25 protein-coding genes are annotated in these 25,243 nt (G+C 68.6%); 9 read left to right on the top strand and 16 right to left on the bottom strand.

Annotation, left to right across the window (positions count from 1 at the left end):
• Positions 1–447: 447 nt before the first annotated feature.
• A complete protein-coding gene (locus tag Q7J26_RS04465) occupies positions 448–1,185 on the bottom strand; it encodes a glycosyltransferase family 2 protein (RefSeq protein WP_304935304.1) in 738 nt (245 codons plus the stop codon).
• Between the two features lie 76 nt (positions 1,186–1,261).
• Between Q7J26_RS04465 and Q7J26_RS04460 the strand changes: the two genes are divergently transcribed.
• The 3 genes from Q7J26_RS04460 to Q7J26_RS04450 all read left to right on the top strand — a co-directional run bounded on the left by Q7J26_RS04460 (position 1,262) and on the right by Q7J26_RS04450 (position 4,384).
• Entirely contained in the window at positions 1,262–2,962 is a 1,701-nt protein-coding gene (locus tag Q7J26_RS04460) for a glycosyltransferase family 39 protein (protein WP_304935303.1), read from the top strand.
• Complete coding sequence (locus Q7J26_RS04455) at positions 2,959–3,873, top strand: hydroxymethylglutaryl-CoA lyase (protein ID WP_304935302.1); 915 nt, start codon at positions 2,959–2,961, stop codon at positions 3,871–3,873. The genes Q7J26_RS04460 and Q7J26_RS04455 overlap by 4 nt, the downstream gene beginning before the upstream one ends.
• A gap of 88 nt (positions 3,874–3,961) precedes the next feature.
• Positions 3,962–4,384, top strand: coding sequence for a hypothetical protein (locus Q7J26_RS04450; protein WP_304935301.1), 423 nt, complete (start codon positions 3,962–3,964; stop codon positions 4,382–4,384).
• A 183-nt stretch (positions 4,385–4,567) separates the two neighbouring features.
• Here Q7J26_RS04450 and Q7J26_RS04445 read toward each other — a convergent pair whose 3' ends face one another.
• From Q7J26_RS04445 to Q7J26_RS04435, 3 genes are all read right to left on the bottom strand, one after another.
• Entirely contained in the window at positions 4,568–4,927 is a 360-nt protein-coding gene (locus Q7J26_RS04445; protein ID WP_304935300.1) for a hypothetical protein, read from the bottom strand.
• Positions 4,924–5,559, bottom strand: a complete 636-nt coding sequence (gene phaR, locus Q7J26_RS04440) for a polyhydroxyalkanoate synthesis repressor PhaR (protein WP_304935299.1) — start codon at positions 5,557–5,559, stop codon at positions 4,924–4,926. The genes Q7J26_RS04445 and phaR overlap by 4 nt, the downstream gene beginning before the upstream one ends.
• Before the next feature lie 103 nt (positions 5,560–5,662).
• Positions 5,663–6,376, bottom strand: a complete 714-nt coding sequence (locus Q7J26_RS04435) for a hemolysin III family protein (RefSeq protein WP_304935298.1) — start codon at positions 6,374–6,376, stop codon at positions 5,663–5,665.
• A gap of 157 nt (positions 6,377–6,533) precedes the next feature.
• Here Q7J26_RS04435 and Q7J26_RS04430 point away from each other — a divergent pair, with 157 nt between their 5' ends.
• Complete coding sequence (locus Q7J26_RS04430; RefSeq protein WP_304935297.1) at positions 6,534–7,709, top strand: acetyl-CoA C-acetyltransferase; 1,176 nt, start codon at positions 6,534–6,536, stop codon at positions 7,707–7,709.
• Between the two features lie 51 nt (positions 7,710–7,760).
• Here the strand turns inward: Q7J26_RS04430 and Q7J26_RS04425 are convergent, their stop codons facing one another.
• Together Q7J26_RS04425 and htpX are read right to left on the bottom strand one after the other, a co-directional pair.
• Positions 7,761–9,365 carry a M20/M25/M40 family metallo-hydrolase gene (locus tag Q7J26_RS04425; RefSeq protein WP_304935296.1) on the bottom strand — a complete coding sequence of 535 codons (1,605 nt, stop codon included), beginning with the start codon at positions 9,363–9,365 and terminating at the stop codon, positions 7,761–7,763.
• An 83-nt stretch (positions 9,366–9,448) separates the two neighbouring features.
• Positions 9,449–10,420 carry a zinc metalloprotease HtpX gene (gene htpX, locus Q7J26_RS04420; RefSeq protein WP_370651908.1) on the bottom strand — a complete coding sequence of 324 codons (972 nt, stop codon included), beginning with the start codon at positions 10,418–10,420 and terminating at the stop codon, positions 9,449–9,451.
• A 94-nt stretch (positions 10,421–10,514) separates the two neighbouring features.
• Here htpX and Q7J26_RS04415 point away from each other — a divergent pair, with 94 nt between their 5' ends.
• Both Q7J26_RS04415 and Q7J26_RS04410 read left to right on the top strand, forming a co-directional pair.
• Positions 10,515–10,772 (top strand): DUF1674 domain-containing protein, encoded by a 258-nt coding sequence (locus tag Q7J26_RS04415; protein WP_304935295.1) that lies wholly within the window; start codon positions 10,515–10,517, stop codon positions 10,770–10,772.
• Between the two features lie 65 nt (positions 10,773–10,837).
• Positions 10,838–11,893, top strand: a complete 1,056-nt coding sequence (locus Q7J26_RS04410) for a hypothetical protein (RefSeq protein ID WP_304935294.1) — start codon at positions 10,838–10,840, stop codon at positions 11,891–11,893.
• Here Q7J26_RS04410 and pyrF read toward each other — a convergent pair whose 3' ends face one another.
• Complete coding sequence (gene pyrF / locus Q7J26_RS04405) at positions 11,894–12,625, bottom strand: orotidine-5'-phosphate decarboxylase (protein WP_304935293.1); 732 nt, start codon at positions 12,623–12,625, stop codon at positions 11,894–11,896.
• Positions 12,626–12,713: 88 nt separating this feature from the next.
• Here pyrF and Q7J26_RS04400 point away from each other — a divergent pair, with 88 nt between their 5' ends.
• The gene (locus Q7J26_RS04400; protein ID WP_304935292.1) at positions 12,714–13,409 is read left to right on the top strand and encodes a MarC family protein; all 696 of its coding nucleotides are present in this window, start codon (positions 12,714–12,716) and stop codon (positions 13,407–13,409) included.
• A 4-nt stretch (positions 13,410–13,413) separates the two neighbouring features.
• Here Q7J26_RS04400 and Q7J26_RS04395 read toward each other — a convergent pair whose 3' ends face one another.
• On the bottom strand, positions 13,414–13,824 hold the full coding sequence (locus Q7J26_RS04395) for a metallopeptidase family protein (RefSeq protein WP_304935291.1): 411 nt from the start codon (positions 13,822–13,824) through the stop codon (positions 13,414–13,416).
• Positions 13,825–13,951: 127 nt separating this feature from the next.
• Between Q7J26_RS04395 and Q7J26_RS04390 the strand changes: the two genes are divergently transcribed.
• Positions 13,952–16,300 carry an ATP-binding protein gene (locus Q7J26_RS04390; RefSeq protein WP_304935290.1) on the top strand — a complete coding sequence of 783 codons (2,349 nt, stop codon included), beginning with the start codon at positions 13,952–13,954 and terminating at the stop codon, positions 16,298–16,300.
• On the opposite strand, the gene Q7J26_RS04385 is transcribed toward Q7J26_RS04390, so the two are convergent.
• Positions 16,297–17,940: a M28 family metallopeptidase gene (locus tag Q7J26_RS04385; protein ID WP_304935289.1), complete on the bottom strand. Its 1,644-nt coding sequence runs from the start codon at positions 17,938–17,940 to the stop codon at positions 16,297–16,299. The two genes, Q7J26_RS04390 and Q7J26_RS04385, sit on opposite strands and share 4 nt — an antisense overlap.
• 45 nt (positions 17,941–17,985) lie before the next feature.
• Positions 17,986–19,200 (bottom strand): TIGR03862 family flavoprotein, encoded by a 1,215-nt coding sequence (locus tag Q7J26_RS04380; RefSeq protein ID WP_304935288.1) that lies wholly within the window; start codon positions 19,198–19,200, stop codon positions 17,986–17,988.
• A gap of 63 nt (positions 19,201–19,263) precedes the next feature.
• Between Q7J26_RS04380 and greA the strand changes: the two genes are divergently transcribed.
• Entirely contained in the window at positions 19,264–19,743 is a 480-nt protein-coding gene (greA, locus tag Q7J26_RS04375) for a transcription elongation factor GreA (protein ID WP_304935287.1), read from the top strand.
• A 6-nt stretch (positions 19,744–19,749) separates the two neighbouring features.
• Here the strand turns inward: greA and Q7J26_RS04370 are convergent, their stop codons facing one another.
• Genes Q7J26_RS04370 through Q7J26_RS04345 form a run of 6 tightly spaced genes read right to left on the bottom strand, consistent with a single transcriptional unit; the run spans position 19,750 to position 25,226 of the window.
• The gene (locus Q7J26_RS04370; protein ID WP_304935286.1) at positions 19,750–20,163 is read right to left on the bottom strand and encodes a helix-turn-helix domain-containing protein; all 414 of its coding nucleotides are present in this window, start codon (positions 20,161–20,163) and stop codon (positions 19,750–19,752) included.
• Between the two features lie 15 nt (positions 20,164–20,178).
• Positions 20,179–21,816, bottom strand: coding sequence for an apolipoprotein N-acyltransferase (gene lnt / locus Q7J26_RS04365; RefSeq protein ID WP_304935285.1), 1,638 nt, complete (start codon positions 21,814–21,816; stop codon positions 20,179–20,181).
• Positions 21,817–21,818: 2 nt separating this feature from the next.
• Positions 21,819–22,283 (bottom strand): rRNA maturation RNase YbeY, encoded by a 465-nt coding sequence (gene ybeY / locus Q7J26_RS04360; RefSeq protein WP_304935284.1) that lies wholly within the window; start codon positions 22,281–22,283, stop codon positions 21,819–21,821.
• Positions 22,280–23,266 carry a PhoH family protein gene (locus Q7J26_RS04355; RefSeq protein ID WP_304935283.1) on the bottom strand — a complete coding sequence of 329 codons (987 nt, stop codon included), beginning with the start codon at positions 23,264–23,266 and terminating at the stop codon, positions 22,280–22,282. Before Q7J26_RS04355 ends, ybeY begins: the two co-directional genes overlap by 4 nt.
• Positions 23,266–24,684, bottom strand: a complete 1,419-nt coding sequence (miaB, locus tag Q7J26_RS04350) for a tRNA (N6-isopentenyl adenosine(37)-C2)-methylthiotransferase MiaB (RefSeq protein ID WP_304935282.1) — start codon at positions 24,682–24,684, stop codon at positions 23,266–23,268. The genes Q7J26_RS04355 and miaB overlap by 1 nt, the downstream gene beginning before the upstream one ends.
• Positions 24,685–24,728: 44 nt before the next feature.
• Positions 24,729–25,226, bottom strand: coding sequence for a Fur family transcriptional regulator (locus Q7J26_RS04345; RefSeq protein ID WP_008259871.1), 498 nt, complete (start codon positions 25,224–25,226; stop codon positions 24,729–24,731).
• Between the last annotated feature and the right edge of the window lie 17 nt (positions 25,227–25,243).

Genomic DNA, 25,243 nt, shown 5'->3' with positions numbered 1-25,243 from the left:
TCCAACGGCTTGACGATTTCTCGCCCCGACTTCCCCGCCAGGGTTCCCCCGTCCCCTATAATCACGCCCGGTCTCGTCGCTTGGAGGGCTCGCTTGGCCTGCGACCTTGCGGCGGCGAGAGCGGATGGAACGGGAGCGGGGGTGGAACTCCCCCGCGCCGACGGCGACACATGGTGCGCCGTCGGAGGGTCGAGGGGGATACTTGATCGCACTCGGGACGGTCCTTCGCAGGGACCGCCGACCCGTCGCAGGCTTATGGGGTTAGGCGATAAGACCGCCACCGCTCGGCGCCCCGAGCTTGCAGGCCAACCATTCGCGCGGGGCGTCAAACCTTCGTCGAAACGGTACTTCTAAATCAAAACTCCGGGCGAAGGCCCGGCGCCCCGCCCAGCCCTCCGCTTCCAAAGGGCCTCCAACTCCGCCGAAAGGACGGAGCGTTTCGCCGTGTCAGAATTCCGAAATGGCGCCCGGACGGCGCGACCGGGTCTTCAGCCACATGACGCCCAGCAGGTCCGAGAAGGACGCCCGCAGCCGGCCCCAGTTGGTGTATTTCGACCGGCCGACCTCGCGATGGCGGTGGTCCACGTCGAGGTACTGGTTCCTGAACCCCTCGCGGATCATCAGGGCCGGCAGATAGCGGTGGATGTGATCGAAATAGGGAAGGCGCAGGAAGACGTCGCGGCGAAAGGCCTTCAGTCCGCAGCCGGTGTCGTCGGCGTCGTCGCCCAGCAGGCGGCGGCGGATGCGGTTGGCCCAGATCGAGGCCTGGCGCTTGGCCTGGCTGTCCTGTCGCTTGGCGCGGCGGCCGCCGACCAGGCCCACATCGGCCGGCGCGGCCAACAGGGCGTCGACCAGGCGCGGCGCGTCAGCCGGGGGGTTCTGGCCGTCGCCGTCCATGGTGACGACCACGGGCGCGCGGGCCGCCAGCACCCCGGTGCGGACCGCCCGGCTCTGACCCGCATTGGTCCCGTGGGCCAGGACCCGCAGGGCCGGCAGTTCGGCCATGGCGGCCCTCAGCTCCGCCAGGGTCGCATCCTTGGAGGCGTCGTCGACGAAGATCATCTCATAGGATCGCCCGGCGAAGGCCGCCGCGATCTCGCGGGCCAGGGGCACGGCGGCGCCCGCCTCGTCATGGACGGGCACGACGACGGAGATCAGAGGCGCAGGGCTGTTTTCGGCGGTCATCGCCGCTCCATAGACGAGATCGAGCGCTTAGGGGAGACGGCTGACGACGGGCCGGTCGCCGTGTAAGGAGTCTCTCATGAAGACTTTCGATCTGGATCGCCGCATCGCCGGCTGGAAGGGTCCGCTCCTGGCGGCCCTGCTGACGCTGATCGCCGGCCTGCCCGGCCTGCTGCTGCTACCGCCGCTGGACCGCGACGAGAGCCGCTTCGCCCAGGCCACGGCCCAGATGCTGGAGAGCGGCGACTATGTCGATATCCGCTTCCAGGACGAACCGCGTTGGAAGAAGCCCGTCGGCATCTACTGGATGCTGGCCGCCGCCGTCGCCCTGACCTCGGACGTCGAGGATCGCGACATCGCCCCTTATCGAATCCCGTCGCTGCTGGGGGCCATGCTTGCCGCCTGGGCCGTGGCCTGGGCCGGTTCGGCCCTGCTGGGCGCTCGTGTCGGCTTCTTCGGCGGCGCGATCATGGGGGCCACTTTCCTGCTGTCGACCGAGGCGGGCATCGCCAAGACCGACGCCATGCTGTGCGGCGCCACCACCCTGGCCATGGCGGCCCTGGCGCGGATCTATATGGCGACGCGGGCCGGCGAACGGCCGATCCGGCCGCACAAGCTGCTGTTCTGGATCGGGGTCGGCCTGTCGATCCTGATCAAGGGGCCGATCGGGCTTCTGGTCATCGGCCTGGCCGTGATCGCCCTGTCGATCTGGGACCGGAACATCAAATGGCTGGCGCGCCTCGGCTGGGGCTGGGGCCTGCCCCTGGTCGCCCTGATGGTCGGGCCCTGGGCCATCGCCATCACCATCGCCACCGACGGCGGCTTCTGGCGCGAAGCCATCGGCGGCGACCTGGCGCCCAAGATCGCCGGCGCGCATGAGAGCCATTCCGGCTTCCCCGGCATGTATCTGCTGCTGGCGCCCCTGCTCTTCTTCCCCTCGACCCTGCTGCTGCCCGCCGCGGTCTCGACCGGCTGGAGCCGGCGCGCCGAGCCGGCCATCCGCTTCCTGGTCTGCTGGCTGGTTCCCGGCTGGCTGATGTTCGAACTGGCCCCGACCAAGCTGTGGCACTACACTCTGCCGACCTTCGGGGCCCTGGCCCTGCTGGCCGCCGCCGCCCTGGCGCGACCCATCGGCAAGGCGTCACGCATCACCGGCGCCGCTCTGGCCCTGTTCGCCGCCCTGCTGATCATCGGCATCACCGTCTATGGGCTGACCGTCTATGGCACCTCGACGGCCCAGACCTGGGCCGCCCTGACCGTGGTCACGACCCTGGCGGCGGCGGCCATGGGCGCCTTCCTGCTGCTGAACCGCGCCCCGGTCGCGGCCCTGGTCGCGTCCCTGGCCTTCGGAATCGTGGCCCACGGCGCCCTGGCCGGGACCATCCGCCAGCTGCGCCCCCTGGCCATCGCCCCCCAGTTGGAAAAGGCGCTGGAGGCCGCCGACCTGCATCCGCGCCAGGGCCGCACCCCCGGCCCGGTCGCCATCACCACCTATCATGAGCCCAGCTTCGTCTTCCTGACCGGCCGGGATACGGACCTGACCGACGCCGAGGGCGCCGCCCGCGCCCTGGCCGAGGGTCGGCCCGCCATCGTCGAGGCGCGCGACGCCGACGCCTTCCGCGACGCTGCAGGACGACTGGGCGTTTCGGGCCACGCCGTCGGCGTGGTGCGGGGCTACAACTATTCGGGCGGGGACGAGATGACCCTGACCGTCTATGCGCCGCCGCCCCGGCCCGGAACAGCCGATGACGCAGGCGATGGCGCAGGCGAAGCCCCATGAGTCGGTTCATCCAGATCGTCGAAGTCGGTCCCCGCGACGGGCTGCAGAATGAAAAAACCGTGCTGGACCCCGCCGTCCGCGTCGATCTGGTGCGGCGGCTGGAAGCGGCCGGCGCGCGCCGGATCGAGGCCGTCTCCTTCGTCCATCCCAAATATGTGCCGCAGATGGCCGGCGCCGAAGCCGTCATGGCCGCCCTGCAGCATGCGGCGGGCCGCAGCCGCATCGGCCTGGTCCTGAACGGAAAGGGCTATGACCGGGCGCTGGCGACGGGGGTCGATGAGGTCAATGTCTCGGTCGCCGCCACCGACGGCTTCGGCCTGAAGAACCAGGGCCTGTCGGTGAAGGACCAGCTGGCCATGCTGGGCGAGATCGTCGCCCGCCGGCACAATGCGGAGGCGTCAGACGGCGCCCCGTCCCTGTCGGCCATGATCTCGTGCGTCTGGGGCTGCCCGTTCGACGGCGAGGTCTCTGTGGATCAGGTCGCAGACATGGTCGGGGCCTTGGCGGACCTGGGCGTGGCGGAGATCGGCCTGGCCGACACCATCGGCGCCGGGGATCCCTGGGCCGTGACTCGCAAGGTCGAGGCCGCGCGCAAGGCCGCGCCTGACGCGACCCTGCGCCTGCATTTACACGACACCCGCAACACCGGCCTGGCCAACGCCTACGCCGGGGTCGAGGCCGGGATCGATGTGCTGGACGCCTCGGTCGGCGGCATCGGCGGCTGTCCCTTCGCGCCCGGGGCGACGGGCAATATCGCCACCGAGGACCTGGTCTATATGCTGGCGCGCGGCGGGTTCGAGACCGGCTATGACCTGGACGCCCTGATCGCCACGGCCCGCTGGATCGGCGAGGTCCTCGGCCGCCCGGCCCCGTCCGCCCTCAGCCGCGCGGGCGGATTTCCCCGCGCCTGAGCACGCCGTCACCTCCGTCGTGGCGAAACGGGACAAATAGAGTTAATCAAGCTTAACAAGCGCAGCCGTTGCGCCGGGGAGGACTGCCATGCTGATCGCCATACCCCTGCTGCTGATCCCGGTGATCCTGTACAATATCGTCGTGCTGTTCGGCGCGCCGGGCGATATGGGCATGGCCCAGGCCGACGCCATTCTGCGCGATCCGATGTTCTCAATCCCGATGGCGTCCGGCGCCCAGTGGAATATCGGTTCGGGCGACCTGATCCTGTTCCTGGGCCTGATTCTGCTGTTCTTCGAGCTGATCAAGTCGACCTCCAGCCAGAAGGTCGCCATCGTCAATCACGCCCTGTCGATGGTCCTGTTCATCGTCGTTCTGGTCGAGTTCCTGCTGATCCGCGGCTTCGCCACCTCGACCTTCTTCCTGATCGTGGTGATGATCCTGCTGGACGTCCTGGCCGGCTTCATCGTCACCATCATCTCGTCCCGTAAGGACTTCGACCTGGCGGGCTGACGGGTTCGGGCCTCAAGTCGCCCGAAGGGCGACAGGCCCCTAAGAAAAAGCCGTGAAGATCAGGGCGACGACGGCGACGTCGAAAACCTTGGCGGCAAGATGAAGCGCGGGCATGGGCTGGTCCGAAAAGAGGCGTCCTGCCCCCGTCCCAGCAAACCCCGTGCCGCTTGGACCCTGCGGCGATCAGATGTCGGTCTTGGCCGCCTGGCCGACCGGAGGGCGACGCTCGGCCTCGCCCGAATATTCGGTCCCCAGATAGGCGGCGCGGGCGGCGCCCAGCACGGGCGGACCGCCACGCAGGCCGCGCTTCTGGCCGCGCTGTCCCATCTGCTGGGCGACGAAGGCCGCCGCCCCCGGCTCGGCCGCCACATGGACGGCAGGTCTTGCCGGGGCGGTTTCGGGCTTGAACTCAGTTTCGGCGGGTTCGATCGGGACCAGGGCGCGCGACGTTTCATGATCGGCCCGCCGCTCACGTTCCCGGCGCTCGCCTTCGCGGCGATCGATTCGCTCAGGCCCGCCGACCGCCCGTATGCGCTCGGTCATTTCGCCTTCGACCCGCCCGCCAGACGATCAATCTGGGCGCGCATCTCGTCCATCTGGCGGCGCATCTCGTCCAGAGCGTCGGGGGCTGCAGGAGCCTCGGTCCCGGTTTCCGCAGCCGTCGCCTGAGACGACGTTTGGGGCTCGGTCCGGGAATAGCCGAAGGCGGGGAACATCTGCATGGCCCGTTCGAACATGGCCATGTTCGCCTTGGCCGCCTCCTCCATCAGGGTCGCGCCCGATCCCGTGCCGAAGGCGCGGCTCATCTGGCTGGCGAACTGTTCCTGCTGGCGGCCGAAATTGGCCAGCGACATCTCCAGATAGGAGGGCAGAACCCCCTGCATGGAGCCGCCGTAAAATCCGATCAGCTGGCGCAGGAACTGCACCGGCAGCAGGGCCTCGCCCCGGCTTTCCTCTTCGAAGATGATCTGGGTCAGGATCTGGCGGGTCAGGTCGTCGTTGGTCTTGGCGTCATAGACGACGAACTCGGTGCCTTCGCGCACCATGGCGGCCAGGTCCTCCAGCGTCACATAGGCGCTGGTCCGCGTATTATAGAGCCTGCGGTTCGCATACTTCTTGATGACGACCTGGGCGCCGTCGCCGTGTTTTCCACCCTTGGTCTTTTCGTCAGCCACGCTTGTTCTCGCGATGTTGCAACGCGTCACTATCCTCCGTTGCGACGCGATGCGCCAGAGGGGTGATTCGGCGACCTAAACGCGCAGGGATCGGACGAATGCCCTAGTGGCTCATCGCGGGGGCCAGCACGACGCCCACCAGAACCGCCGTCCAGTGGACCGTCGCGCCGGTGACGACGAAGCCGTGCCAGATGGCCCTGCGGAAACGCACCTTGGGGCTGATGAAGACCAGGACCCCGGCGGTGTAGATCAGACCGCCGATCACCAGCAGAGCCAGGGCGACCGGATGGACCGTCTCGACCATGGGCTTGAGCGCGGCCACAGCCAGCCAGCCGAACACCACATAGACGCCGCTCCAGAACTTGTCGGAAATGCGCGGCGCGAACAGCTTCACCCCGGCGCCGACGAAGGCCAGGGTCCAGATCAGGGCGGTGAAACCGACCGACCACAGTCCTTCGAATCTCTGGGTGGTGAAGGGCGTATAGCTGCCGGCGATCATCAGGAAGATGGCGGCCTCGTCGAGGCGGCGCAGCACGGGTCGCGCGGCGCAGGGCTTGGTCCAGTTGTAAATGGTCGAGGCGGTCAGCATGCCGACCAGACAAAGAGCGTAGATGGCCGTAGCCATGACCCCGCCGATTCCGGCGTAAACCCCGGCCAGGCCGGCCAGAATGACGCCGCCGACCGCCGCCAGCATCAGGCCGACGACATGGACCCACAGGTCCGCCAGTCTTTCGGCGCGTGTCTGGTAGTGCTCGATCATGTCCAGCTCGTCCGGCGTGCAGACGTGGGCAGCAAGGCGTTTCAGCGTGCGGAGCATGGCCAATCAAATCCAGGATCGTCCGTATCGTTCCTCCACAATGCGCCGACAGGGTGACGAATGCCTGAATCTGCGTCGGTCTATTTCAGCCACAGGTGACGAAGCCGCCGGGATGCGGCAAAACGGCAACTCATTATTCTGCAGTGAGTGAAATCCCATGACCGAGGTCGTCATCGTCTCCGCCGCCCGCACGCCCGTCGGGTCCTTCCTGGGCGCCCTGTCGACCCTGCCGGCGTCGAAGCTGGGCGAAATCGCCATTCGGGCCGCCTTGGAAAGGGCGGGCGTCTCGGGCGAAGAGGTCGATGAGGTGATCCTGGGCCATGTGCTGCAGGCCGCCGCCGGCCAGGGTCCGGCCCGCCAGGCCGCCGTCGGCGCCGGGGTGCGCCAGGCGGCGCCGGCCTGGAGCCTGAACCAGATCTGCGGCTCGGGCCTGCGCGCCGTGGCCATCGCCGCCCAGCAGATCGCGCTGGGCGATGCGAAGATCGTCGTCGCCGGCGGCCAGGAAAGCATGAGCCAGGCCCCGCACGCCCAACAGCTGCGGGCCGGGCACAAGATGGGCGACGTCGCCCTGATCGACACCATGATCAAGGACGGGCTGTGGGACGCCTTCAACGGCTATCACATGGGCCAGACCGCCGAAAACATCGCCGACAAATGGGCCATCACGCGTGAGGCCCAGGACGAATTCGCCCTGGCGAGCCAGCACAAGGCCGAGGCGGCGCAGAAGGCGGGCCGGTTCGACGCCGAGATCGTTCCGGTCGTCATCCCCGGCAAGAAGGGCGACGTCGTCGTCGATCAGGACGAATATCTCCGCCACGGCGCGACCATCGAACTGATGCAGAAACTGCGCCCCGCCTTCGCCAAGGACGGCAGCGTCACCGCCGCCAACGCGTCGGGTCTGAACGACGGCGCCGCCGCCCTGGTGCTGATGAGCGCCGATGAGGCGAAGGCGCGCGGCCTGGAGCCCCTGGCCCGCATTGTCTCGTCCGCCACCGCCGGCGTCGATCCGGCGATCATGGGCACGGGGCCGATCCCGGCTTCGAAGAAGGCGCTGGAAAAGGCGGGCTGGAGCATCGCCGACCTGGATCTGGTGGAATCCAATGAGGCCTTCGCCGCCCAGAGCCTGTGCGTGGTCAAGGAACTGGGTCTCGACCCGGCCAAGGTCAACGTCAATGGCGGCGCCATCGCCATCGGGCACCCCATCGGCGCCTCGGGCGCCCGCATCCTAACCACCCTGCTGTTCGAGATGAAGCGGTCGGGCGCGAAAAAGGGCCTCGCCACCCTGTGCATCGGCGGCGGCATGGGCGTGGCCATGTGCGTCGAGCGCGACTGACCCCGCAAAAAAGGGGCGGCGTTCCCGCCGCCCCTTCCTCAGATGACGATCTCAGTCCGCCGGATACTCGAACGGATCGCTGGGCGTCGGCTGGGTCGGCAGCGGCATGCGCGGCAGAGGTTCGTCGCGATTGGCCGCATTCAACAGGAAACTGGCCAGGATGACGGCCGCCTGACGCATGTCCTCAGCCTTCAGGTGATCATAGCTGTCGATGCTGGTGTGGTGGATGCGCGCGGAGTAATCGAGCGGGTCCTGGATGAACTGGTAGCCCGGGATGCCGACCGTCTGCATATAGACATGGTCGGTGCCGCCGGACGGCCGCAGGGACACCGTCGTGGCGCCCATGCTGGCGAAGGGCGCCAGCCATTCCTGGAAGATCGGGGCGACGGCGACATTGCCCTCGGCGTTGACGCCCCGGATCTTGCCCGAGCCGTTGTCGATGTTGAAATAGGCGACCAGATCGCCATAGCCCGCGCGCGGCTCGACCGGCCAGCGGTTGCGCCAGGTGCGATTGTTGGGCAGGGCCGCCAGGGCCGGATCCGTCGCGGGGGCGCGGGTCGCCAGATGCCGGTCCACATAGGCCAGTGAGCCCAGTATGCCCTGTTCCTCGCCGTTCCACAGGGCGAAGCGGATGGTGCGCTTGGGCCGGACGCCCAACTGTTTCAGGATGCGCGCCGCCTCCATGACCACGGCGCTGCCCGCCGCATTGTCCTGGGCCCCGTCCGAGGCGACCCAGGAGTCCAGGTGAGCGCCGGCCATCACATATTCGCGGCCGCCGCCGCTGCCCGGAATATCAGCCAGGATACTGTAGGCGTTGACGTCTTCGTCGTGGAACCGGACCTCGCTGGTCAGTTCCAGCGTCGGCGGCGCATCGGTCAGGGCCAGGCGCGCCAGACGGCGATAATCCTCGGCCGCCAGCTCCATGCCCGCCAGTTTCGGCGTGGCCCCCACCTGATAGGTGTAGCCCGTGCCGTGCAGCAGGCCGCCGTCGCGCTGGGAGATTTTCACCCAGGCCAGAGCGCCCTGTTCGACCAGAAAGGCGTCCAGCTTGGCGGCGAAATCAGCGGTCGCCAGCTGCTTCTGGATGGCGATGGGGGAATATTGCGGTTGGGAATAGGTGTTCCGTTCGGCCAGTTCGGCGCTGGTCCACCGGCGGAAGGCCGGCTCGCTCGGCTCGGAGCCCGTCCCTGGCTGCGACAGCATGACGATCTTGCCAGCCAGCTTGCCACGCCACTTGTCGAAGTCCTCGACCTTGGAGATCGGCGCCACGACGACGCCCGCGCTGATGGTTCCGTTGGTCGAGGGGGTCCAGGCCACCGGAATGGCGCGCAGATCCAGCGGACGCGGCGCGGTCATCCGGGCGCTGGAGCGGACGATCGACCAGCCCCGGCCGAACTCGAAGCCTTCGGCCCGGACATTGGACAGGCCCCAGTCGCGGAACTGCTGCTGCGACCAGCGTTCGGCCTCGCGCATCTGGGGCGAATTGGTCATCCGTCCGCCGATCCGGTCGGTCAGATAGGCGGCGGTCTGCATCACCTGGCTGTGGTTCAGTCCCTGGTCGATGATGCCGTTGACCGCGACCCGATCCACAGACTGAGCGGCGACGGGCGTGGCGAGCAGAGCGGCGACGGAAACAAAGGCGAGCAGACGCGACATGGAACCCCCTGATTGGTCAGGCGCCCATCTGAATTGATCCGCACGCCGAGCGCAAACGGCAAAACCGGGTCACGCCGCGGCGATCAGCCCCAGGGGCCGCGCGGTTCGCTAGGGGTGGCGGGCACGCCGGTGGTCGCGCGGCGCGGGGTGACAGGAACCGCAGAGACGGGCGGCGTCGCAGCCGCACGAGGACGCACCCCCATCTTGGCGCCCAGCTCCACCAGGGCGCGCACTCGGTTGGCCGTGGCCGGATGGGTCGAGAACAGATTATCGGCGCCGCGTCCGGCCAGGGGATTGATGATGAACAGCTGGCCCGAAGCCGGATTGCGTTCGGCGGTCGGATTATGGATCCGCTTGGCGTAGGCGTCGATCTTCTGCAGGGCCGAGGCCAGGGCCTGGGGGTCGCCGGCGATCTCGGCGCCGATACGGTCGGCGTCGTATTCGCGGCCTCGGCTGATCGCCATCTGCACCAGGCCGGCCGCCATGGGCGCCAGGATCATCAGGGCCAGGGTTCCGATGATGCCGCCCGGCCGTTCGCGATCCTCGCCGCCGCCGAAGAACAGCGCGAAATTGGCCAGGGCGGCGATGGCGCCGGCGATGGTCGCCGTCACCGTCATGATCAGGGTGTCGCGGTTCTTCACATGCGCCAGTTCGTGCGCCATCACCCCGCGCACCTCCTCGCGCGTCAGCATGTCCAGAAGGCCGGTGGTGGCGCAGACGGCGGCGTTCTGGGGATTGCGGCCCGTGGCGAAGGCGTTCGGCTGATCGCTGGGAATGATGGCGACCTGTGGCTGGGGCAGGCCGGCGTCGCGGGCCATCTGGCGCACGTCGGCGACATAGTTGCGCACCACCGCATTGGGATGCTGCTCGTCGACCGGCTGGGCCCGGTACATCTTCAGCACGATCTTGTCGGCGTTCCAGTAGCTGAACAGGTTCATCCCGCCGGCGAACACCAGGGCCACGGCCATGCCGGTCGCGCCGCCGATCAGATAGCCCAGCCCCATGAACAGGGCGGTCAAGGCGGCCAACAGGATGAAGGTCTTCAGATGGTTCATCGTCGTTCCATCCGCGATCATCCGGTTTCTCTGGCGTCGCGGCTTCAATCGACTATTTGAGGCCATGAGACGCCGCCCTCAAGGGAGCCGACCTGTGACCGAACATCCCACCCCCGAGGGGGACGCCCCCTCTGCCGAAAATGAAAACACGCCTGTTTTCAACACCGAAATCCCCCATGCGACGCCGGAAAAGCCGTTGAGCGAGGTGGCGCGCCGCGCCCTGCTGGAAGCGGCTGATCGTCGCGCGGCCGAACAGGTCGCTCCGACCGACCCGGAATACGGCGGGCCGAGCGGCCCTGAACCCACCCGTTACGGCGATTGGGAGAAGAAGGGCCTGGCCATCGATTTCTGAGGCCACCATCCCGACATCGGGCGCAGGACTTGCCTGAACGGAGACAACTCAAAGGAGTCTGTCCCGTGACGATACAGTCCATGATCGCCGCCGCGTCGGCGGCCCTTCTGCTTTCCGCCGTTCCCGCCCTCGCCGGAGGCCCGTCTGGCGGCCATGGCGGCGGCTGTGGAAGCTGTGGCGGAGGCGGCGGAGGCGGCGGCCATCAGGGCGGCGGCGGACACTCGGGCGGGGGTCATTACAACGGCGGCTACAACAGCAACGTCAATGTAAACGTGAATGCGGGGGCCAACGCCTCGGCCTATGCCGGCGCAGCCGCCTATTCCGCCGTCAACGCCCGGGCCTATTCCCATTCGTCCAGCTTCAGCCGCGGGTCCACCGGCGGCGGCGTGACCTATGTCGGCGGCGGCGGTTACGCCGACGGCGGATATTCGGGCGGCTATATTCCCGGCCCGCCCGTGAACTTCGTCGGCCCGGCCCCGGTCAGCGCCCCGGTCGGCTATCCGGTCTATGGCTTCGGACGCGACTATATCGGCTGGCGTCCTTATCAGCCGCAGCGCCCGGTCGATTGCAACTGTCGCCCCGCTCCGCGCCCGACCTATCGCGAAGACCGATATGAAGGCCGTTATCAGGAGCGGTACGAGCAGTCCTATGAACAGCGCGGCTACGAACAAGACCGCTATTACGAGCAGGCCCCGGTTCAGGTTCAGGGCCCGCCCGTCTATGTCGCGCCGCAGCGGATCTATGTCGCCCCGTCCCAGGTGAACATCGCGCCGCCCGAGATCGTGACCGGACCGCCGGTCTATATCGAACAGCCGCCCATCTATGTGCAGGCGCCGCCGGTCAATATCGGGCCTCAGCGCATCCATGTCGCGCCCAGCCAGGTCAATCTGGCGCCGCCCCAGATCGAGACCGCCGGTCCCGTCTATATCGACCAGGCGCCGGTTCATGTTCAGCCGGCCCCGGTCGAGGTCGCCCCGGCCCCGATCTATGTGGCCCCGCCTGAAGTCCACACCGCGCCGCCGGTCCAGGACTATTACGGCGACCTGCCGCCCCCCGACTATGTCGCGCCGCAGGCCCCGCCGCGTCAGCGCTACGCCCAGGAGCCGGGCGAGCGCGGCTGATCAGATCAGGGCGATGCTCTCGGCCACGGCCAGGGCTGCGGCCCGGGGATCGGTCGCCGCCGTGATCGGGCGGCCGATCACCAGATGGGTGGCGCCGGCCTGAAGCGCGGCTTCGGGCGTCGCCGCCCGGGCCTGGTCATCCAGGGCGGAGCCCGCCGGCCTGACCCCCGGAGTCACGATCAGGAAGTCCGGGCGACCGGCGGCGACGGCGATCTCGCGCACCCGCGCCGCTTCGTGCGGGCTGGAGACGACGCCGTCGATCCCGGCCTCCAGCGCCTGTCGCACACGCAGCTCCACCAGATCGGCCGGCGACAGCCTATGGTCGTCGGCGGCCAGATCCTCGGCGGTCAGACTGGTCAGGACCGTGACGCCCAGCACCTTCAAGCCAGACCCCGCCACGCCTCGCGCCGCCGCCGCCATCACCTGGGGCCGGGCGTGGACGGTCAGCAGGTCGCAGCCCGCGTCCGCAAGATTGGCCGCCGCCTTCTCGACCGTGGCGCCGATGTCGTGCAGCTTCCAGTCCAGAAACACCTTGCGCCCCTCGGCCTTCAGGTCGCGCGCCAGGTCCATGCCGCCCGCCGCGAACAGCTGCAGCCCGATCTTGTAGAAACCCACCGCGTCCTGGACCCGAGCCACCAGGGCGGCCGCTTCGGCGGTGGTCGGGACGTCCAGAGCGCAGATGATCCGTTCGTCCGGACCACGATTGGGAGCCAAGGTTTCGGTCTGGGTCATCGACGGACTCGCGCTGAGCGGCTATGCGAGGACGCAAGGGGTGCGTCGGCGCGGCCGGCGTGTTGAATTTCAAGAGCGAGGCGAGGCGATGAACGCGGTCGATCTGGGTGTCAACCTGTTCGTGACCCTGTTCGCCCTGCTGGATCCCATCGGCAATCTGCCGATCTTCGCCGCCGCCACGGCCGGGGCGACCCTGCGTCAGCGGATTTCTGTCTCGGCCCTGATCTGCGCCTTTGCGGCCCTGTTCCTGGCCTTCTTCCTGTTCACGGGCCTGGGCCTGCTGCAGTTCTTCGGCATTTCGCTGGCCGCCTTCCGGATCGCGGGGGGCATATTGCTGTTGCTCCTCGGCCTGGACATGGCGCGCGGCGACTTCCTGGCCATGTTCGCCGACAAGGACGCCATCGCCGATTCCAAGGATGTGCGCGGCTACGCCCGTCGGCGGTTCCAGCGGCTGGTGGTGCCCTTCGCCATACCGCTGATGATCGGCCCCGGCGCCATTTCGGCGGTCATCATCCAGGCGGGCGAGGCGGCCAAGCTGGGCTATGCCGGAACCATGGGCTCGCTGGTCGCCATCGCGGCCGCCTGCGCCGTCTCATTCGTCTGTTTCGCTCTGACCGGCTCGCTCAGCCGACTGCTGGGCGAGGTGGGCATGGCTATCATCGTGCGCGTCCTGGGCCTGATCCTGTGCGCCCTGGCGATCCAGTTCATCCTGCTGGGCCTGGGCGAGGCCATCCCCGGCATGATCTCCGGCGCTGTGACCACCCCCTATCCGGCGGCGAAATAAGGCTTCAGTCGGCGTCTTCCTCGATGGCGTGGATGTCGTCGTCGGACAGGCCGAAATGGTGGCCGATCTCGTGGATCAGGACATGGGCGATCAGTTCGGCCAGGCCGACGTCGCCGCGTTCGCACCATTCGTCCAGGATCGGGCGGCGATACAGGAAGACCCGCGACGGCTCCGCCGCCGGTCCCAGACTGTCGCGCCGGCCGATGTCCACACCATGATACAGGCCCGTCAGCTCGAACGGATCCTCGATCTCAAGGTCCGCCAGGGTCTGTTCGTCGGCGAAATCGTCGATGCGGAACACCACCTCGCCCGCCGCCGCCCGGAACTCGGCCGGCAGGGCGTCGAACGCCTCGCGCGCCAGTCGGGCGAAATCGTCGAGAGAGGGGGCGAAGAGATCGGCGGTCGCGTCGGTCATGCCCTCGCTATCGCCGTCTGAGGCCCGCCATGCAACGGGGCGCGATGACGCGACGAAGACTGACTTTTTCCGGCCAGGTTTGCGGTATGGTGAACGCCGAATCAGGTCGCGGGACCCAGGGACAAGAATGGCCGAGGCCGACATCGCCTATGTCGCCACTGCGGGCGCAGCCGGGCTGGCCCTGGCGGTCAGCGCCTGGGCTCTGCGTCTGCGCGCCAGGCTGAACGCCGCTGCGACCCTGGCCGAAGGCGAGCGGGCCGCGGCCCTGGCCGATCTCAGCCGCCATGACAGCATGTTGCGGGCCTTTGACGACGTCAGCCTGGCCCTGACCCCTGACGGCGAAGCCAGCGGCCCCCCCATCGGCCCGCCCGAACTGATCGACCGCCTGACCGAGGCCAACGGCGACGCGGCGGGACAGGCCCTGCTGACCCGGTTGAAGACCTCTTATGTCGTGCTGATCGACGGCCTGGTGACGGCGGGCAAGGCGTTTGAAGGCCTGATCGAACTGGGCGACGTGGAGCCCTGGCGGATCGAGGGCCGGGTGGCGGGCGGCGGCGCCTGGTTGCGGCTGTCGCCGGCGTCGCGCGTCATGCTGACCGGCGCCGATGCGACCGAGAGCGGCTTGGCCCTGCTGGGCGACGCCTCGCCGATCCCGACCTGGGTGGTGGACGGCGCCGGCAAACTGGCCTGGGCCAACCGGGTCTGGCTGCACGAGATCGGCGCCGACAGTGTCGAGACGGCGCGGGACAAGGGCCTGTCGTTCGACCGGGGCGCCGACGCCCTGGTGGCGGAGGCCGGGCGGCTGGGCGTGCGCCAAGAAGGCTTCCGCTGGACCACCGGCGGCGGCCATCGCCGCGCCTGGCGAATCATCGCCGAACCGGCCGGCGGCGGCGCCGTCACCGCCTTCGCCATCGAGGTGACCGAGGCGGAAGAGACGCGCGACACCCTGCGCCGCCACGTCGACGCCCATGACGAGACGCTGAACCATCTGGCCGACGCCGTGGCCATCTTCGGCCCGTCCAAGCGGCTGGCCTTCCACAACACCGCCTTCCAGACCCTGTTCGACATCGACCCGGCCTGGCTGGACGAACGCCCGACCCACGCCGAACTGCTGGACCGTTTGCGCCAGCGTCGGCGCCTGCCCGAGGTCATGGACTACGCCGGCTGGAAGGCGCGCGAGCTGGAGTTCTATGGCGCATCCCAGGCCTCGCCCGACGACAGCTGGTCGCTTCCGGACGGCCGCACCCTGCGGGTCGTGCGCCAGCCCCATCCGCTGGGCGGCATATTGCTGATCTTCTCGGACATCACCGACGAACTGAACCTGAGAAGCCGGTTCAACGCCCAGATCCAGGTCCAGCGGGCGACCCTGGACAAGCTGAACGACGCCGTCGCTGTGTTCGGTTCAGACGGACGGCTGCGCTTGCACAACGAGGCGTTCGAGACCTTCTGGAAACTGTCGGCGGAACAGATCGCCGGCTCGACCGACTTCGACGCCCTGGCCGAACTGTGCAAGGCCGTACTGCCGGATCCCGCCTTGTGGCTGGGGTTGAAGGCCCGGGTCGCCGATCCCGATCCCGAAAGCCGGGTCGCCATATCGGGCGAAGGGCGCACCATCGACGGCCGGATCGCGGCCTGGCAGACGCGGCCCCTCCCCGACGGCGCCACCCTGGTCGCCTTCTCGGACATCACGGCCCGGCGCGGTCTGGAACAGGCTCTGGTTCAGCGCGAACAGGCTCTGGCTGAGAGTCAGGCCTTGAAACGCGAATTCGTCGGCAGCGTCTCCTATGAGCTGCGCACCCCGCTGACGACCATCGTCGGCTATTCCGAACTGCTCGAGACCATGGGCGACCTGCCGGAACGCAGCCGCCAGCACGCGGGCGCCATCCGTGTCGCCGCCAGCCAGCTGGCCCGGTCCATCGACGACGTGCTGGACATGGCCCAGATCGACGCCGGCGAGATGGAGCTGTCGCTGGGCGACGTGCGTGTTCAGGATCTGCTGGAGCAGGCCGCCGAACGGGTGCGCGCCAAGGTCGAGGGCCGGGGCGCGACCCTGACCGTGACCTGCCCGCCGGGTCTGAAGCCGATCCGCGCTGACGACCACCGTATCGGCCAGGCCCTGAACCACCTGCTGGAGAACGCCGCCCGCGCCGTGTCCGAAGGCGGCGCCGTGACCCTGTCGGCCGAGATGGGGCCGTCGGAAATGCGGGTGACCGTGTCGGATTCGGGACGCGGCATCCCCTATCACCTGCAGGCCCACGTCTTCGACCGGTTCGTGCGGCGCGAGCGCGGCGGCCCCGGCGTCGGCCTCGCTTTGGTCAAGGCCCTGGTCGAACTGCACGGCGGCTGGGCCGAGGTCGAGAGCGAGCCGGGCAAGGGCGCCGCCTTCATCCTGCATCTGCCGCTGGGCGCCGCGACCAGCGCCGCCGCGCCCGAGCTGCAGCTCGTCGTCCCCTCGTTCCAGACAACGGCCTCTTAAGGCCGCGACGCCTTGGACTGATCCCGCGCGGGGCCGAACTCGGCGCCGGGATTCCATTCGGGCCAGGCGTCGGACTGGGCCAGGTCGCGGCCGACGGCGTAGATCAGGGCCACGTCCGCAGCGGCGACGTCCATGCGCCAGGTCGCATCCCATTCGTCCGACGGCTGGTGATAGCGGTTCTGGACATAGTCGCGGCTGGCGGCGCTGGCGCCGGTGAAACCGGCGGCCGGGAACAGGGCCGGCACGCCCTTCAAGGCGAGGGGGAAGTGGTCGGAGCGATAGAAGGCGCCGGCCTGGGGCGCCGGATCGGCGATCAGGGTGCGACCGGTCGCGGTCGCATGGCGGGCCAGGACGTCGTCCAGCTGGTTCTTGCCCTTGCCGATGACCACGACATTGGGATCGATCTCGGTTCCCGGCAGCAGGCTGTCGACATTGATGTTGGCCACGGTCGTCTCCAGCGGCCAGACCGGATTGGCGGCATAATAGGTCGAACCCAGCAGGCCGGCCTCCTCCCCCGACCAGGCGGCGAAGACGATCGAGCGTTTCGGGCGCGGCGCGTCGGCGAAGGCGTGGGCCAGCTCCAGCAGGGCCGCGACGCCGGTCGCATTGTCCACCGCCGCATTGTAGATCTTGTCGCCCGAGGCGTCGGGCGTGCCCACGCCGTAACCGTCCCAGTGGGCGCCGTACATGACGGTCTCGTTGGGCCGTTCGGAGCCGGGTATGCGGGCGATCACGTTCTTGGTTTCCACCCGGTCGGCGATCTGGCGGAAATCAACGCTCATCGTCATTCCCGGCAAGACGACGGGGCGGAAGTCGGCGCTGCGAGCCCTGTTCTTCAGAGCGGCGAAGTCCAGGCCGGCGGCGGTGAACAGTTCCTCGGCCTTGGCGCGCTGGATCCAGCCCTGGAAGGGGGCGCGCTCCGCGTTCGGGTCGGCGCGGACGATGTCGAACTTGGGCGCGGCCGACGAGTTCTGCAGCACCGACCAGCCGTAGCCGGCGCCGGCCGTCTCATGCACCACCAGCACCCCCGCCGCGCCGCGACGGCCGGCCTCTAGGAATTTATAGGTCCAGCGGCCGTAGAAGGTCATGGCCTTGTCGTCGAACTTGCCGGCGACCGGATCGCCCGCCGGGGCTTCAAAGTCGGGATCATTGACCAGGACGACGATGACCTTGCCGCGCACGTCCACGTCCTTGAAATCATCCCACTGGCGCTCGGGCGCGGTGGCGCCATAGCCGACGAAGACCACGGGGGCGTCGGTCACGGTGATATGGTCGGTCGGGCGGTCGCTCGAGACCAAGACGTCCGGGCCGCGCTCGAGGGCTATGGTCTGATCACCGACACGGGCGGCGACAGTCGCCGGGCCGTCCTGGCGCGTGCGCGACAGATGGGCGACCTGGACGAAGGCGCCGTCCGGCCCGCCGCCCTCTGCGCCGGCGGCGCGGAACTGTTCGACGAGCCAGGCGACCGTCTTTTCCTCTCCCGCCGATGCGGGGGCGCGGCCTTCGAATTCGTCCGACGCCAGAACGCGCACGGCCTCATTCATCCGCGACGCGTCGATGTCAGGCTTCTCCTGTGCGGTCGCAGAGGAACTGGCGATGATCAGGGCGAGGGCGGAAACAGCGGGCAGGGCGTGGCGCATCGGGGGAGAGCTCCAGAATGGCGGGGGAGTTCAACCCTGCCCGCGTCAGTCCCGCCTGTCGAGCCAGGCCATAAGGCCGCGCGCCGCGACGACGCCCGATGCGAAGCTGGCCTGAAGCAGGTAGCCGCCGGTCGGCGCCTCCCAGTCCAGCATCTCGCCGGCGACGAAGACGCCCGGTCGGGCGGTGAGCATCAGCCTTTCGTCGACGCCCTCCAGCGCCACACCGCCGGCCGAGGAAATCGCGCGTTCCAGGCCCTGAACGCCCGTCAGCGTCAGCGGCATGGCCTTGATCCGCTCGGCCAGGGCGCGGGGCGAAACCGGCGGGGGGCCGGCTTCATACAGCAGGGCGACGGCGGCCGACTCGAGCCCGACCACCTTGCGCAGATGGTTCGACAGGCTGGCCTTGCCGCGGGGCTTCGACAGCCGGTCGGTCAGTTTGCCGACCGCGACATCCGGCTTCAGATCGATTTGGACATCGGCCCGCCCGTCCGCCTCCACCGACGCCCGCAGCGCGGCCGACAGGGCGTAGATGGCGCCGCCTTCGAGGCCGTAGCGGGCGATCATGGCCTCGCCGCGCGCGGTCTTTCCCCCATGCGTCACGGCGACGCCCTTCAGCGGCTGACCCGCGAACCGATCACGGAACAGCGGGGACCAGGCGAGGTCAAACCCCACATTGGCGGGGCGGAAGGGCGCGACGGCGACCCCGGCGGCCTCAAGCCAAGGTTTCCAGGCGCCGTCCGACCCCAGGCGCGGCCAGCTGGCGCCGCCAAGGGCCAGGACCACGGCGTCCGGCCGTTCCAAACGCTCTCCGTCCGGGGTCTCGAACACCAGAGCCCCGTCGCGCCAGCCCGCCCAGCATGATCGGGTGCGGATCTCGACGCCCAGACCCTCCAGCCGCGCCAGCCAGGCCCGGAGCAGGGGCGAGGTCTTCATCGCGTCGGGAAACACTCGCCCGCTGGACCCGATGAAGGTCGGCTGGCCCAGTTCTTTGACCCAGGCGGTCAGGTCGGCGGGCGTGAAGGCGTCGATCCAGCGCGAGACCGGCGCCTGGGCCGGGCCATAACGGGTCAGGAACCGGTCCAGAGGCTCCGAATGGGTCAGATTCAGTCCGCCGCGACCGGCCATCAAGAATTTGCGCGCGACGGACGGCATCCGTTCGTGAACCACGACGCTTAGACCCGCCTGGGCGAGGCGTTCAGCCGCCATCAGCCCGGCGGGGCCGGCGCCGATGACATGCACTTTGCGTTTGGATTGGGTCATCCCCCGCTTTGCCCGCTCGCGGCGACGCTGGCTATAGGGACGGGCGTCGCTATGTTCCGAACCATGAGCGTTGCATTCACCCGAGAAGAAGATCTGGAAGCCACCGCCGCCGACTTGGCGGACCGGCCGATCTCGCCCCACCCCAATCTGGTCACGCCCGAAGGCCTGGCCCTGATCGAGGCCGAACTGGCCGCCGCCCGCGCCGCCTATACCGCCGCCCAGGTGAAGGGCTCCATTGAAACCGACCGCACCGCCATGGCGCGCGCGACGCGAGACCTGCGCTACTGGTCCGCCCGCCGCGCCTCCGCCCAACTCCAGGAGCCCACCGCAGACGACGGCGGAGTGCGATTCGGCGGCTCGGTCTCCATCGAACGCGAGGACGGCCGGACCCAGACCTGGCGGATCGTCGGCGAGGACGAGGCGGACCCGGCCAAGGGCTCGGTCAGCCATGTCTCGCCGCTGGCCCGCGCCCTGCTGGGCAAGCGGGTCGGGGACGAGGCCCTGGTGGCGGGTCAGTCGGTGGAGATCACAGCCGTCGGCTGATCCGGCTCAGCGCGGCTTGTCGGCGCCCTCGCCCAGCATTTCGCGCATCATGTCCAGGATCAGCTTCTGGTTCCGGGCCGGAAGGCGCGGCGCCAGGCGGGCGATCTCGACACTGTGTTTCGTCGGCTTGTGCTCGTGGTCGAAGCCGGGCGTCTCTTCTTCACTCACGCCCGGCTGCGCGTCATGAAAACCCTGGAAGAAGAAGGGGATCTCCACCTTCATGAACTCGGCCATCTCGAACAGTTTCGAGGCCGAGACACGGTTGGCGCCCTTCTCGTACTTCTGAACCTGCTGGAAGCTGACGCCGACGGCGCGGGCTAGAGCGGTCTGGGTCAGTCCCAGATCCAGGCGTTTTTCCTGAACGCGGCGGCCGACGTGACGATCGACGGGATGCGGCTCCTCGAGCTTCTCACGCGCCATGCCGTCCCCGCCCACTCAAATCACTGACCGATTCGGGCGAAGCCTAGTTCTTAGAATCAGCGGCCACAAGCCGGCGAGCGCTGCGGCCAGCAGGCCCGCCAGGAAAGGCCCGTCACCCAGTCGTCCATAAGGGGTGACGCCTGTCGGACGCGGCAGGAGCGTGTCGATCACGCCCATGACGCCAGGGTCCAGACGCTGACCGTCCACGATCCGGCCCCAGGGGTCGATCATGGCTGAAATTCCCGTCGGCGTCGCCCGGGCGATGGGCAGTCCGGTCTCAATGGCGCGGTAGCTGGCCAGGTTCAGATGCTGGCGCGGACCCGAGGTCGCACCGAACCAGGCGTCATTGGAGGCGTTGACGATCCAGTCCGGGCGGCCCGCCGCGCCTGGAGTGAAGCCGGGATAGAGGCTTTCATAGCAGATCAGCACCTGAACCGGCGGCGCGCCCGGAATCTGGATCGGCGCCGGGGTCGGGCCGGCGGAGAAATCGCTGGGCATATGCACCAGGCTGCGCAGGCCGATGGCGGTCATGACCGAACCCAGCGGCAGATATTCGCCGAACGGGACCAGCCGGTGCTTGTCATAAACGGCGGCGATCCGAAGGCCCGGCCCGCCTTCGTCGGCCAGGGCGAACAGACTGTTGTAATAGCGGCCGCCCCCCGGGGCCGTCAGATCCGCCTCGCCGCGCGCCAGCCCCATCAACAGTGTCTGACCCGGCCGCAGGGCGCTGGCGATGGCCGTCGCATCCGTCGAGGCGAAAACCTCATTGGCCGAGGCCGGCAGGGCGCCTTCGGGCCAGACCACCACGTCAGGAACCCGGGCGCCGGGCTGGCCGGTCAGGGCCACATAGCGATCCACGATGGAGCGATAGGCTTCAGGCGACCATTTCGTCTCCTGTTTCACATCAGCCTGGACCAGGCGGACCAGGGTGTCGGTGAACTGCAGATCGGCCTGGGCCAGCCGCACAGCGCCGAAGACGCCGACCAAAACCAGGGCCAGGACGCCCAGTCCCGCCGAGATCAGCCGGTTGCGGGCCGCGCCTGGACCGATCAGGGGCGCGAAGGCGGCCGTGCCGGCGACCGTGACGAGGCTCAGCCCATAGACGCCCACGACTGCGGCGAACTGCGACATGCCGCCGCCCGCCCGCCAGGTCGCGCCGGCCGGGTTCCATGGGAAACCGGTCAGCACATGACCGCGCAGCCATTCGGCGGCGCAGAAGAGGGCGGCGAACAACAGGACTCGAACCACGCCGATAGGCGCGAACCGGCGATAGAGGGCGCAGGCCGCCCCCCAGAACAGGCCGATACCCGCCGGCAGCAGACTGGCGGCGAAGGGCGCCATCCAGGCCTGCTCAGGATTGACGAAAAAGGCCTCGGCCACCCACCAGCAGCCGATGAAGAAATAGGCGAAACCGGCCAGCCAGCCCATCCAGAAGGCGCCGCTTGTCGTGTCCGACCGTTCGGACAGGATCATCAGCAGCGGATAGCCCAGAAGGCCGATCAGGACGCCGAACGGCGGATGGGCCAGGGCTGTTCCCGCCCCAGCCAGCAGGGCCAGGCCGATGCGGATGAACCGCCAGGTCAGGGCGCGCCGCCGCTCGGGCAGGGCGCGGATACGGGCGGCGAACCGGTCCAGGGCGGCGTCGGGAAACATGATCAAACGTCCTGCCCAAGGTCAGCGGATTCGGCGGCGTAGGGGTCGGCGACGCCCAGTTCGGCCAGGATCTCGCGCTCCTCGGCCTCCATTTCTTCGGCCTCGGCGTCGTCCTCGTGGTCGCGGCCCAGCAGGTGCAGCACGCCGTGGACGACCAGATGGCTCAGATGATCCGACAGGGTCTTGCCCTGAGCCTGGGCTTCGGCTGTGCAGACGCCGTAGGCCAGGACGATGTCGCCCAGGTGTGGGGCGGCGCTTTCAGGGGCCGGAAAGGACAGGACGTTCGTCGGCTTGTCCTTGTCACGGAACCGGGCGTTCAGCTCACACACCGCCTCGTCATCCGTCAGCAGGACGACCACGTCGCCCGCGACAGCGCCCAGGGCCGCCTCGGCCGCCTTCGTCACCACCGCCTCGGTTTCCGGCAGGGCGCCGGTCCAGGCCTCGGCCTCGACTTCAATCTCGATCATGCGGGGTCTTCGAGGTCCGGGGCCGGGCGGCCCTTTGCGGCGTCGGCGTCATAGGCGCGCACAATCCGCTCGACCATGGCGTGACGCACCACGTCCGAGGCTTCGAACTTGAGGATACCGACACCCTTGACCCCGTCGAGGATGCGCAGAGCGTGGGCCAGGCCGGAATCGCGCGGGTTCAGCAGATCGATCTGGGACGGGTCGCCCGTCACCACCATGCGCGCACCCTCGCCCAGCCGGGTCAGGACCATCTTCATCTGCAGGCGCGAGGTGTTCTGTGCCTCATCGACGATGACGAAGGCGTGGCTGAGGGTGCGGCCGCGCATGAAGGCGATGGGGGCGGCTTCGATCTCGCCCTTGTCGCGGCGGCGCTGCACGTCCTCGGCGCCCAGGATGTCGTTCAGCGCCTCCCAGATCGGGGCCAGATAGGGATCGACCTTCTCATTCAGGTCGCCCGGCAGGAAGCCCAGTTTCTCGCCCGCCTCGACCGCCGGCCGGGTGATGACCAGCCGGTCCACCTGACCGCGCCGCAGAAGCGAAGCGCCGTAGGCGGCGGCCAGGAAGGTCTTGCCGGTGCCGGCCGGGCCGACGCCGAAGCTGAGTTCGCACCGGCCCAACATGTCCAGATAGGCGGCCTGAGCCTTGGTCTTGGGCACAATGGCGCCACGCTTGCCGCCCGGAAGCGACACGCCCGCCGCCGCCATGCCCGGCGTGCCCTTGCCACCCCGCGCCTGGCCCAGGGCCGCGCGCACATCGGCCTCAGTGACCTCCGCGCCCAGGGCTGCGCGCTTGGCCAGATCCTCAATGACCTGGCGCGCATCGGCGCGGTCGCGCGTGCCGCCGTTGACCGAGACCCCGCCGCCCGGCGCCTCGACCAGCACCTTGAAGGCATCCTCGATCAGGGCGACGTGACGACTGTTCGGCCCGACGACGGCGCGCAATTCGGCGTCGTTCAAGGGGACGAACTCGGATTCTCGCGCCATCAAGCGGCCTTTTCCTCTGGGGCCGTCGCCTCCGGGGCGACGAGCCGACCGGTCAGACTGTTGTGCTGGCCGGCGATGATTTCGACCGGAACGATCCGGCCGATCAGATGATCCGCGTCATCGACGTGAACCGACTGAAGATATGGGGATCGTCCGACCGCTTGACGACGGTGGCCGTGGCGACCCTGACGATCAAACAGCACATTCAGGGTCCGACCCGCCTGCGCGGCGTTGAAGGCGGTCTGCTGTTCGGTCAGCAGGTCGATCAGCGCGTGGAGCCGCGCCTTGGCGACCTCCGGCTCGACCTGTTTGCCCATTCCGGCGGCGGGGGTGCCGGGGCGGGGCGAATACATGAAGGCGAAGGCCGAGGCGTAGTTCACCCGCCGTACCAGATCGAGCGTGTCCTCGAACTCGCGGTCCGTCTCGCCGGGGAAGCCGACGATGAAGTCGCCCGCCATGGCGATGTCGGGTCGCGCGCTGCGGATGCGGTCGATCAGGTCGAAATAGGTCTGACGCCCGTGCTTGCGGTTCATCAGCCGCAGAATCCGGTCCGACCCCGCCTGAACCGGCAGGTGCAGATAGGGCATCAGGGCGTCCAGCTCGCCGTGGGCCGCAATCAGGTCATCCGACATGTCGTTCGGGTGGCTGGTGGTGTAGCGAATCCGGTCCAGTCCGGGAATTTCCGCCAGGGCGTAGGCCAGTTCGACCAGGCTTGACTTGCGGCCGTCGGGCCGTTCGCCGTCATAGGCGTTGACGTTCTGACCCAGCAGAGTGACTTCGCGCACGCCGCGCCCGGCCAGGGCCCGCGCCTCTTCCAGAACCGAGGCCAGGGGACGCGACCACTCCGCGCCGCGCGTATAGGGCACGACGCAGAAGGTGCAGAACTTGTCGCAGCCTTCCTGCACCGTCAGGAAGGCGGTCGGCCCCTCGGTAAAGCGGGCGGCCGGCAGCGCGTCGAACTTGTCGTCCGGGGCGAAGTCGGCGCCGATCCGTTCGCCCCGCGCCCGCGCCGTGCGGGTCAGAAGCTCGGGCAGCTGGTGATAGGCCTGGGGGCCGACGACGATGTCGACCGCCGGCTGGCGGCGCATGATCTCTTCGCCCTCGGCCTGGGCGACGCAGCCGGCGACCGCGATGGTCAGATCGCCGCCGGTCTCGCGCTTGATGTCGCGAAGCTCGCGCATCTTGCCGAGTTCGGAATAGATCTTCTCCGCCGCCTTCTCTCGGATGTGGCAGGTGTTCAAGATGACGAAATCGGCGGCCCGCACGTCCTCGGTGACGGCATAGCCCAGGGGGCGCAGGACGTCGGCCATGCGCTCGGAGTCATAGACGTTCATCTGACAGCCGTAGGTCTTGATGAACAGGCGCTTTGACGGCGCCGCCGGCATCACGTCGGCTTCTTGAACCTGGGTTTCGGTCATGCCGGGCTTATGATCGCCCGGACAGGCGACGACAAGACCGAGGCTCAGCCCGCATCCACGTCTGCGGGCAGATCCGCGGGGTTCACGCGGGCCGCATGGCGTTTGAAGATCAGGCCTTCGCGCTTGGACGGTTCGGCGCCCTCGATCGGCACGCCGTACAGTTCCAGCTTATGGCCGATCAGTTCGAAGCCCAGCCGGTCGGCGATCTCGGTCTTCAGCTTCTCGATCTCGGCGTCGAAGAATTCGATCACCTCGCCGGTCTTGGTGTCGATCAGGTGGTCGTGATGGTCGTCGCCCGCCTCTTCATAGCGGCTGCGTCCGTCGCCGAAGTCATGCTTCTCGACCACGCCGGCCTCTTCGAAGAGGCGCACGGTGCGGTAGACGGTGGCGATCGAGATGTGCGGGTCGATCGAGGAGGCGCGGCGATACAGCTCCTCCACATCCGGGTGATCTTCGGCCGAGGACAGCACCCGGGCGATCACCCGACGCTGTTCGGTCATACGCATGCCGCGGTCGGCGCAGAGTTTTTCGATCCGGTCCATACCCCTAGAATAGGACG

The sequence above is a fragment of the Brevundimonas sp. genome (assembly GCF_030656255.1).
GTDB lineage: Bacteria > Pseudomonadota > Alphaproteobacteria > Caulobacterales > Caulobacteraceae > Brevundimonas.
This window is presented reverse-complemented; position numbering and strand designations above follow the sequence as displayed.

Coding starts and splice junctions, on each gene's coding strand:
- Q7J26_RS04465 (WP_304935304.1), bottom strand. CDS start 1,185: ATGACCGCCGAAAACAGCCCTGCGCCTCTGATCTCCGTCGTCGTGCCC.
- Q7J26_RS04460 (WP_304935303.1), top strand. CDS start 1,262: ATGAAGACTTTCGATCTGGATCGCCGCATCGCCGGCTGGAAGGGTCCG.
- Q7J26_RS04455 (WP_304935302.1), top strand. CDS start 2,959: ATGAGTCGGTTCATCCAGATCGTCGAAGTCGGTCCCCGCGACGGGCTG.
- Q7J26_RS04450 (WP_304935301.1), top strand. CDS start 3,962: ATGCTGATCGCCATACCCCTGCTGCTGATCCCGGTGATCCTGTACAAT.
- Q7J26_RS04445 (WP_304935300.1), bottom strand. CDS start 4,927: ATGACCGAGCGCATACGGGCGGTCGGCGGGCCTGAGCGAATCGATCGC.
- Q7J26_RS04435 (WP_304935298.1), bottom strand. CDS start 6,376: ATGCTCCGCACGCTGAAACGCCTTGCTGCCCACGTCTGCACGCCGGAC.
- Q7J26_RS04430 (WP_304935297.1), top strand. CDS start 6,534: ATGACCGAGGTCGTCATCGTCTCCGCCGCCCGCACGCCCGTCGGGTCC.
- Q7J26_RS04425 (WP_304935296.1), bottom strand. CDS start 9,365: ATGTCGCGTCTGCTCGCCTTTGTTTCCGTCGCCGCTCTGCTCGCCACG.
- htpX (WP_370651908.1), bottom strand. CDS start 10,420: ATGAACCATCTGAAGACCTTCATCCTGTTGGCCGCCTTGACCGCCCTG.
- pyrF (WP_304935293.1), bottom strand. CDS start 12,625: ATGACCCAGACCGAAACCTTGGCTCCCAATCGTGGTCCGGACGAACGG.
- Q7J26_RS04400 (WP_304935292.1), top strand. CDS start 12,714: ATGAACGCGGTCGATCTGGGTGTCAACCTGTTCGTGACCCTGTTCGCC.
- Q7J26_RS04395 (WP_304935291.1), bottom strand. CDS start 13,824: ATGACCGACGCGACCGCCGATCTCTTCGCCCCCTCTCTCGACGATTTC.
- Q7J26_RS04390 (WP_304935290.1), top strand. CDS start 13,952: ATGGCCGAGGCCGACATCGCCTATGTCGCCACTGCGGGCGCAGCCGGG.
- Q7J26_RS04385 (WP_304935289.1), bottom strand. CDS start 17,940: ATGCGCCACGCCCTGCCCGCTGTTTCCGCCCTCGCCCTGATCATCGCC.
- Q7J26_RS04380 (WP_304935288.1), bottom strand. CDS start 19,200: ATGACCCAATCCAAACGCAAAGTGCATGTCATCGGCGCCGGCCCCGCC.
- greA (WP_304935287.1), top strand. CDS start 19,264: ATGAGCGTTGCATTCACCCGAGAAGAAGATCTGGAAGCCACCGCCGCC.
- Q7J26_RS04370 (WP_304935286.1), bottom strand. CDS start 20,163: ATGGCGCGTGAGAAGCTCGAGGAGCCGCATCCCGTCGATCGTCACGTC.
- lnt (WP_304935285.1), bottom strand. CDS start 21,816: ATGTTTCCCGACGCCGCCCTGGACCGGTTCGCCGCCCGTATCCGCGCC.
- ybeY (WP_304935284.1), bottom strand. CDS start 22,283: ATGATCGAGATTGAAGTCGAGGCCGAGGCCTGGACCGGCGCCCTGCCG.
- Q7J26_RS04355 (WP_304935283.1), bottom strand. CDS start 23,266: ATGGCGCGAGAATCCGAGTTCGTCCCCTTGAACGACGCCGAATTGCGC.
- miaB (WP_304935282.1), bottom strand. CDS start 24,684: ATGACCGAAACCCAGGTTCAAGAAGCCGACGTGATGCCGGCGGCGCCG.
- Q7J26_RS04345 (WP_008259871.1), bottom strand. CDS start 25,226: ATGGACCGGATCGAAAAACTCTGCGCCGACCGCGGCATGCGTATGACC.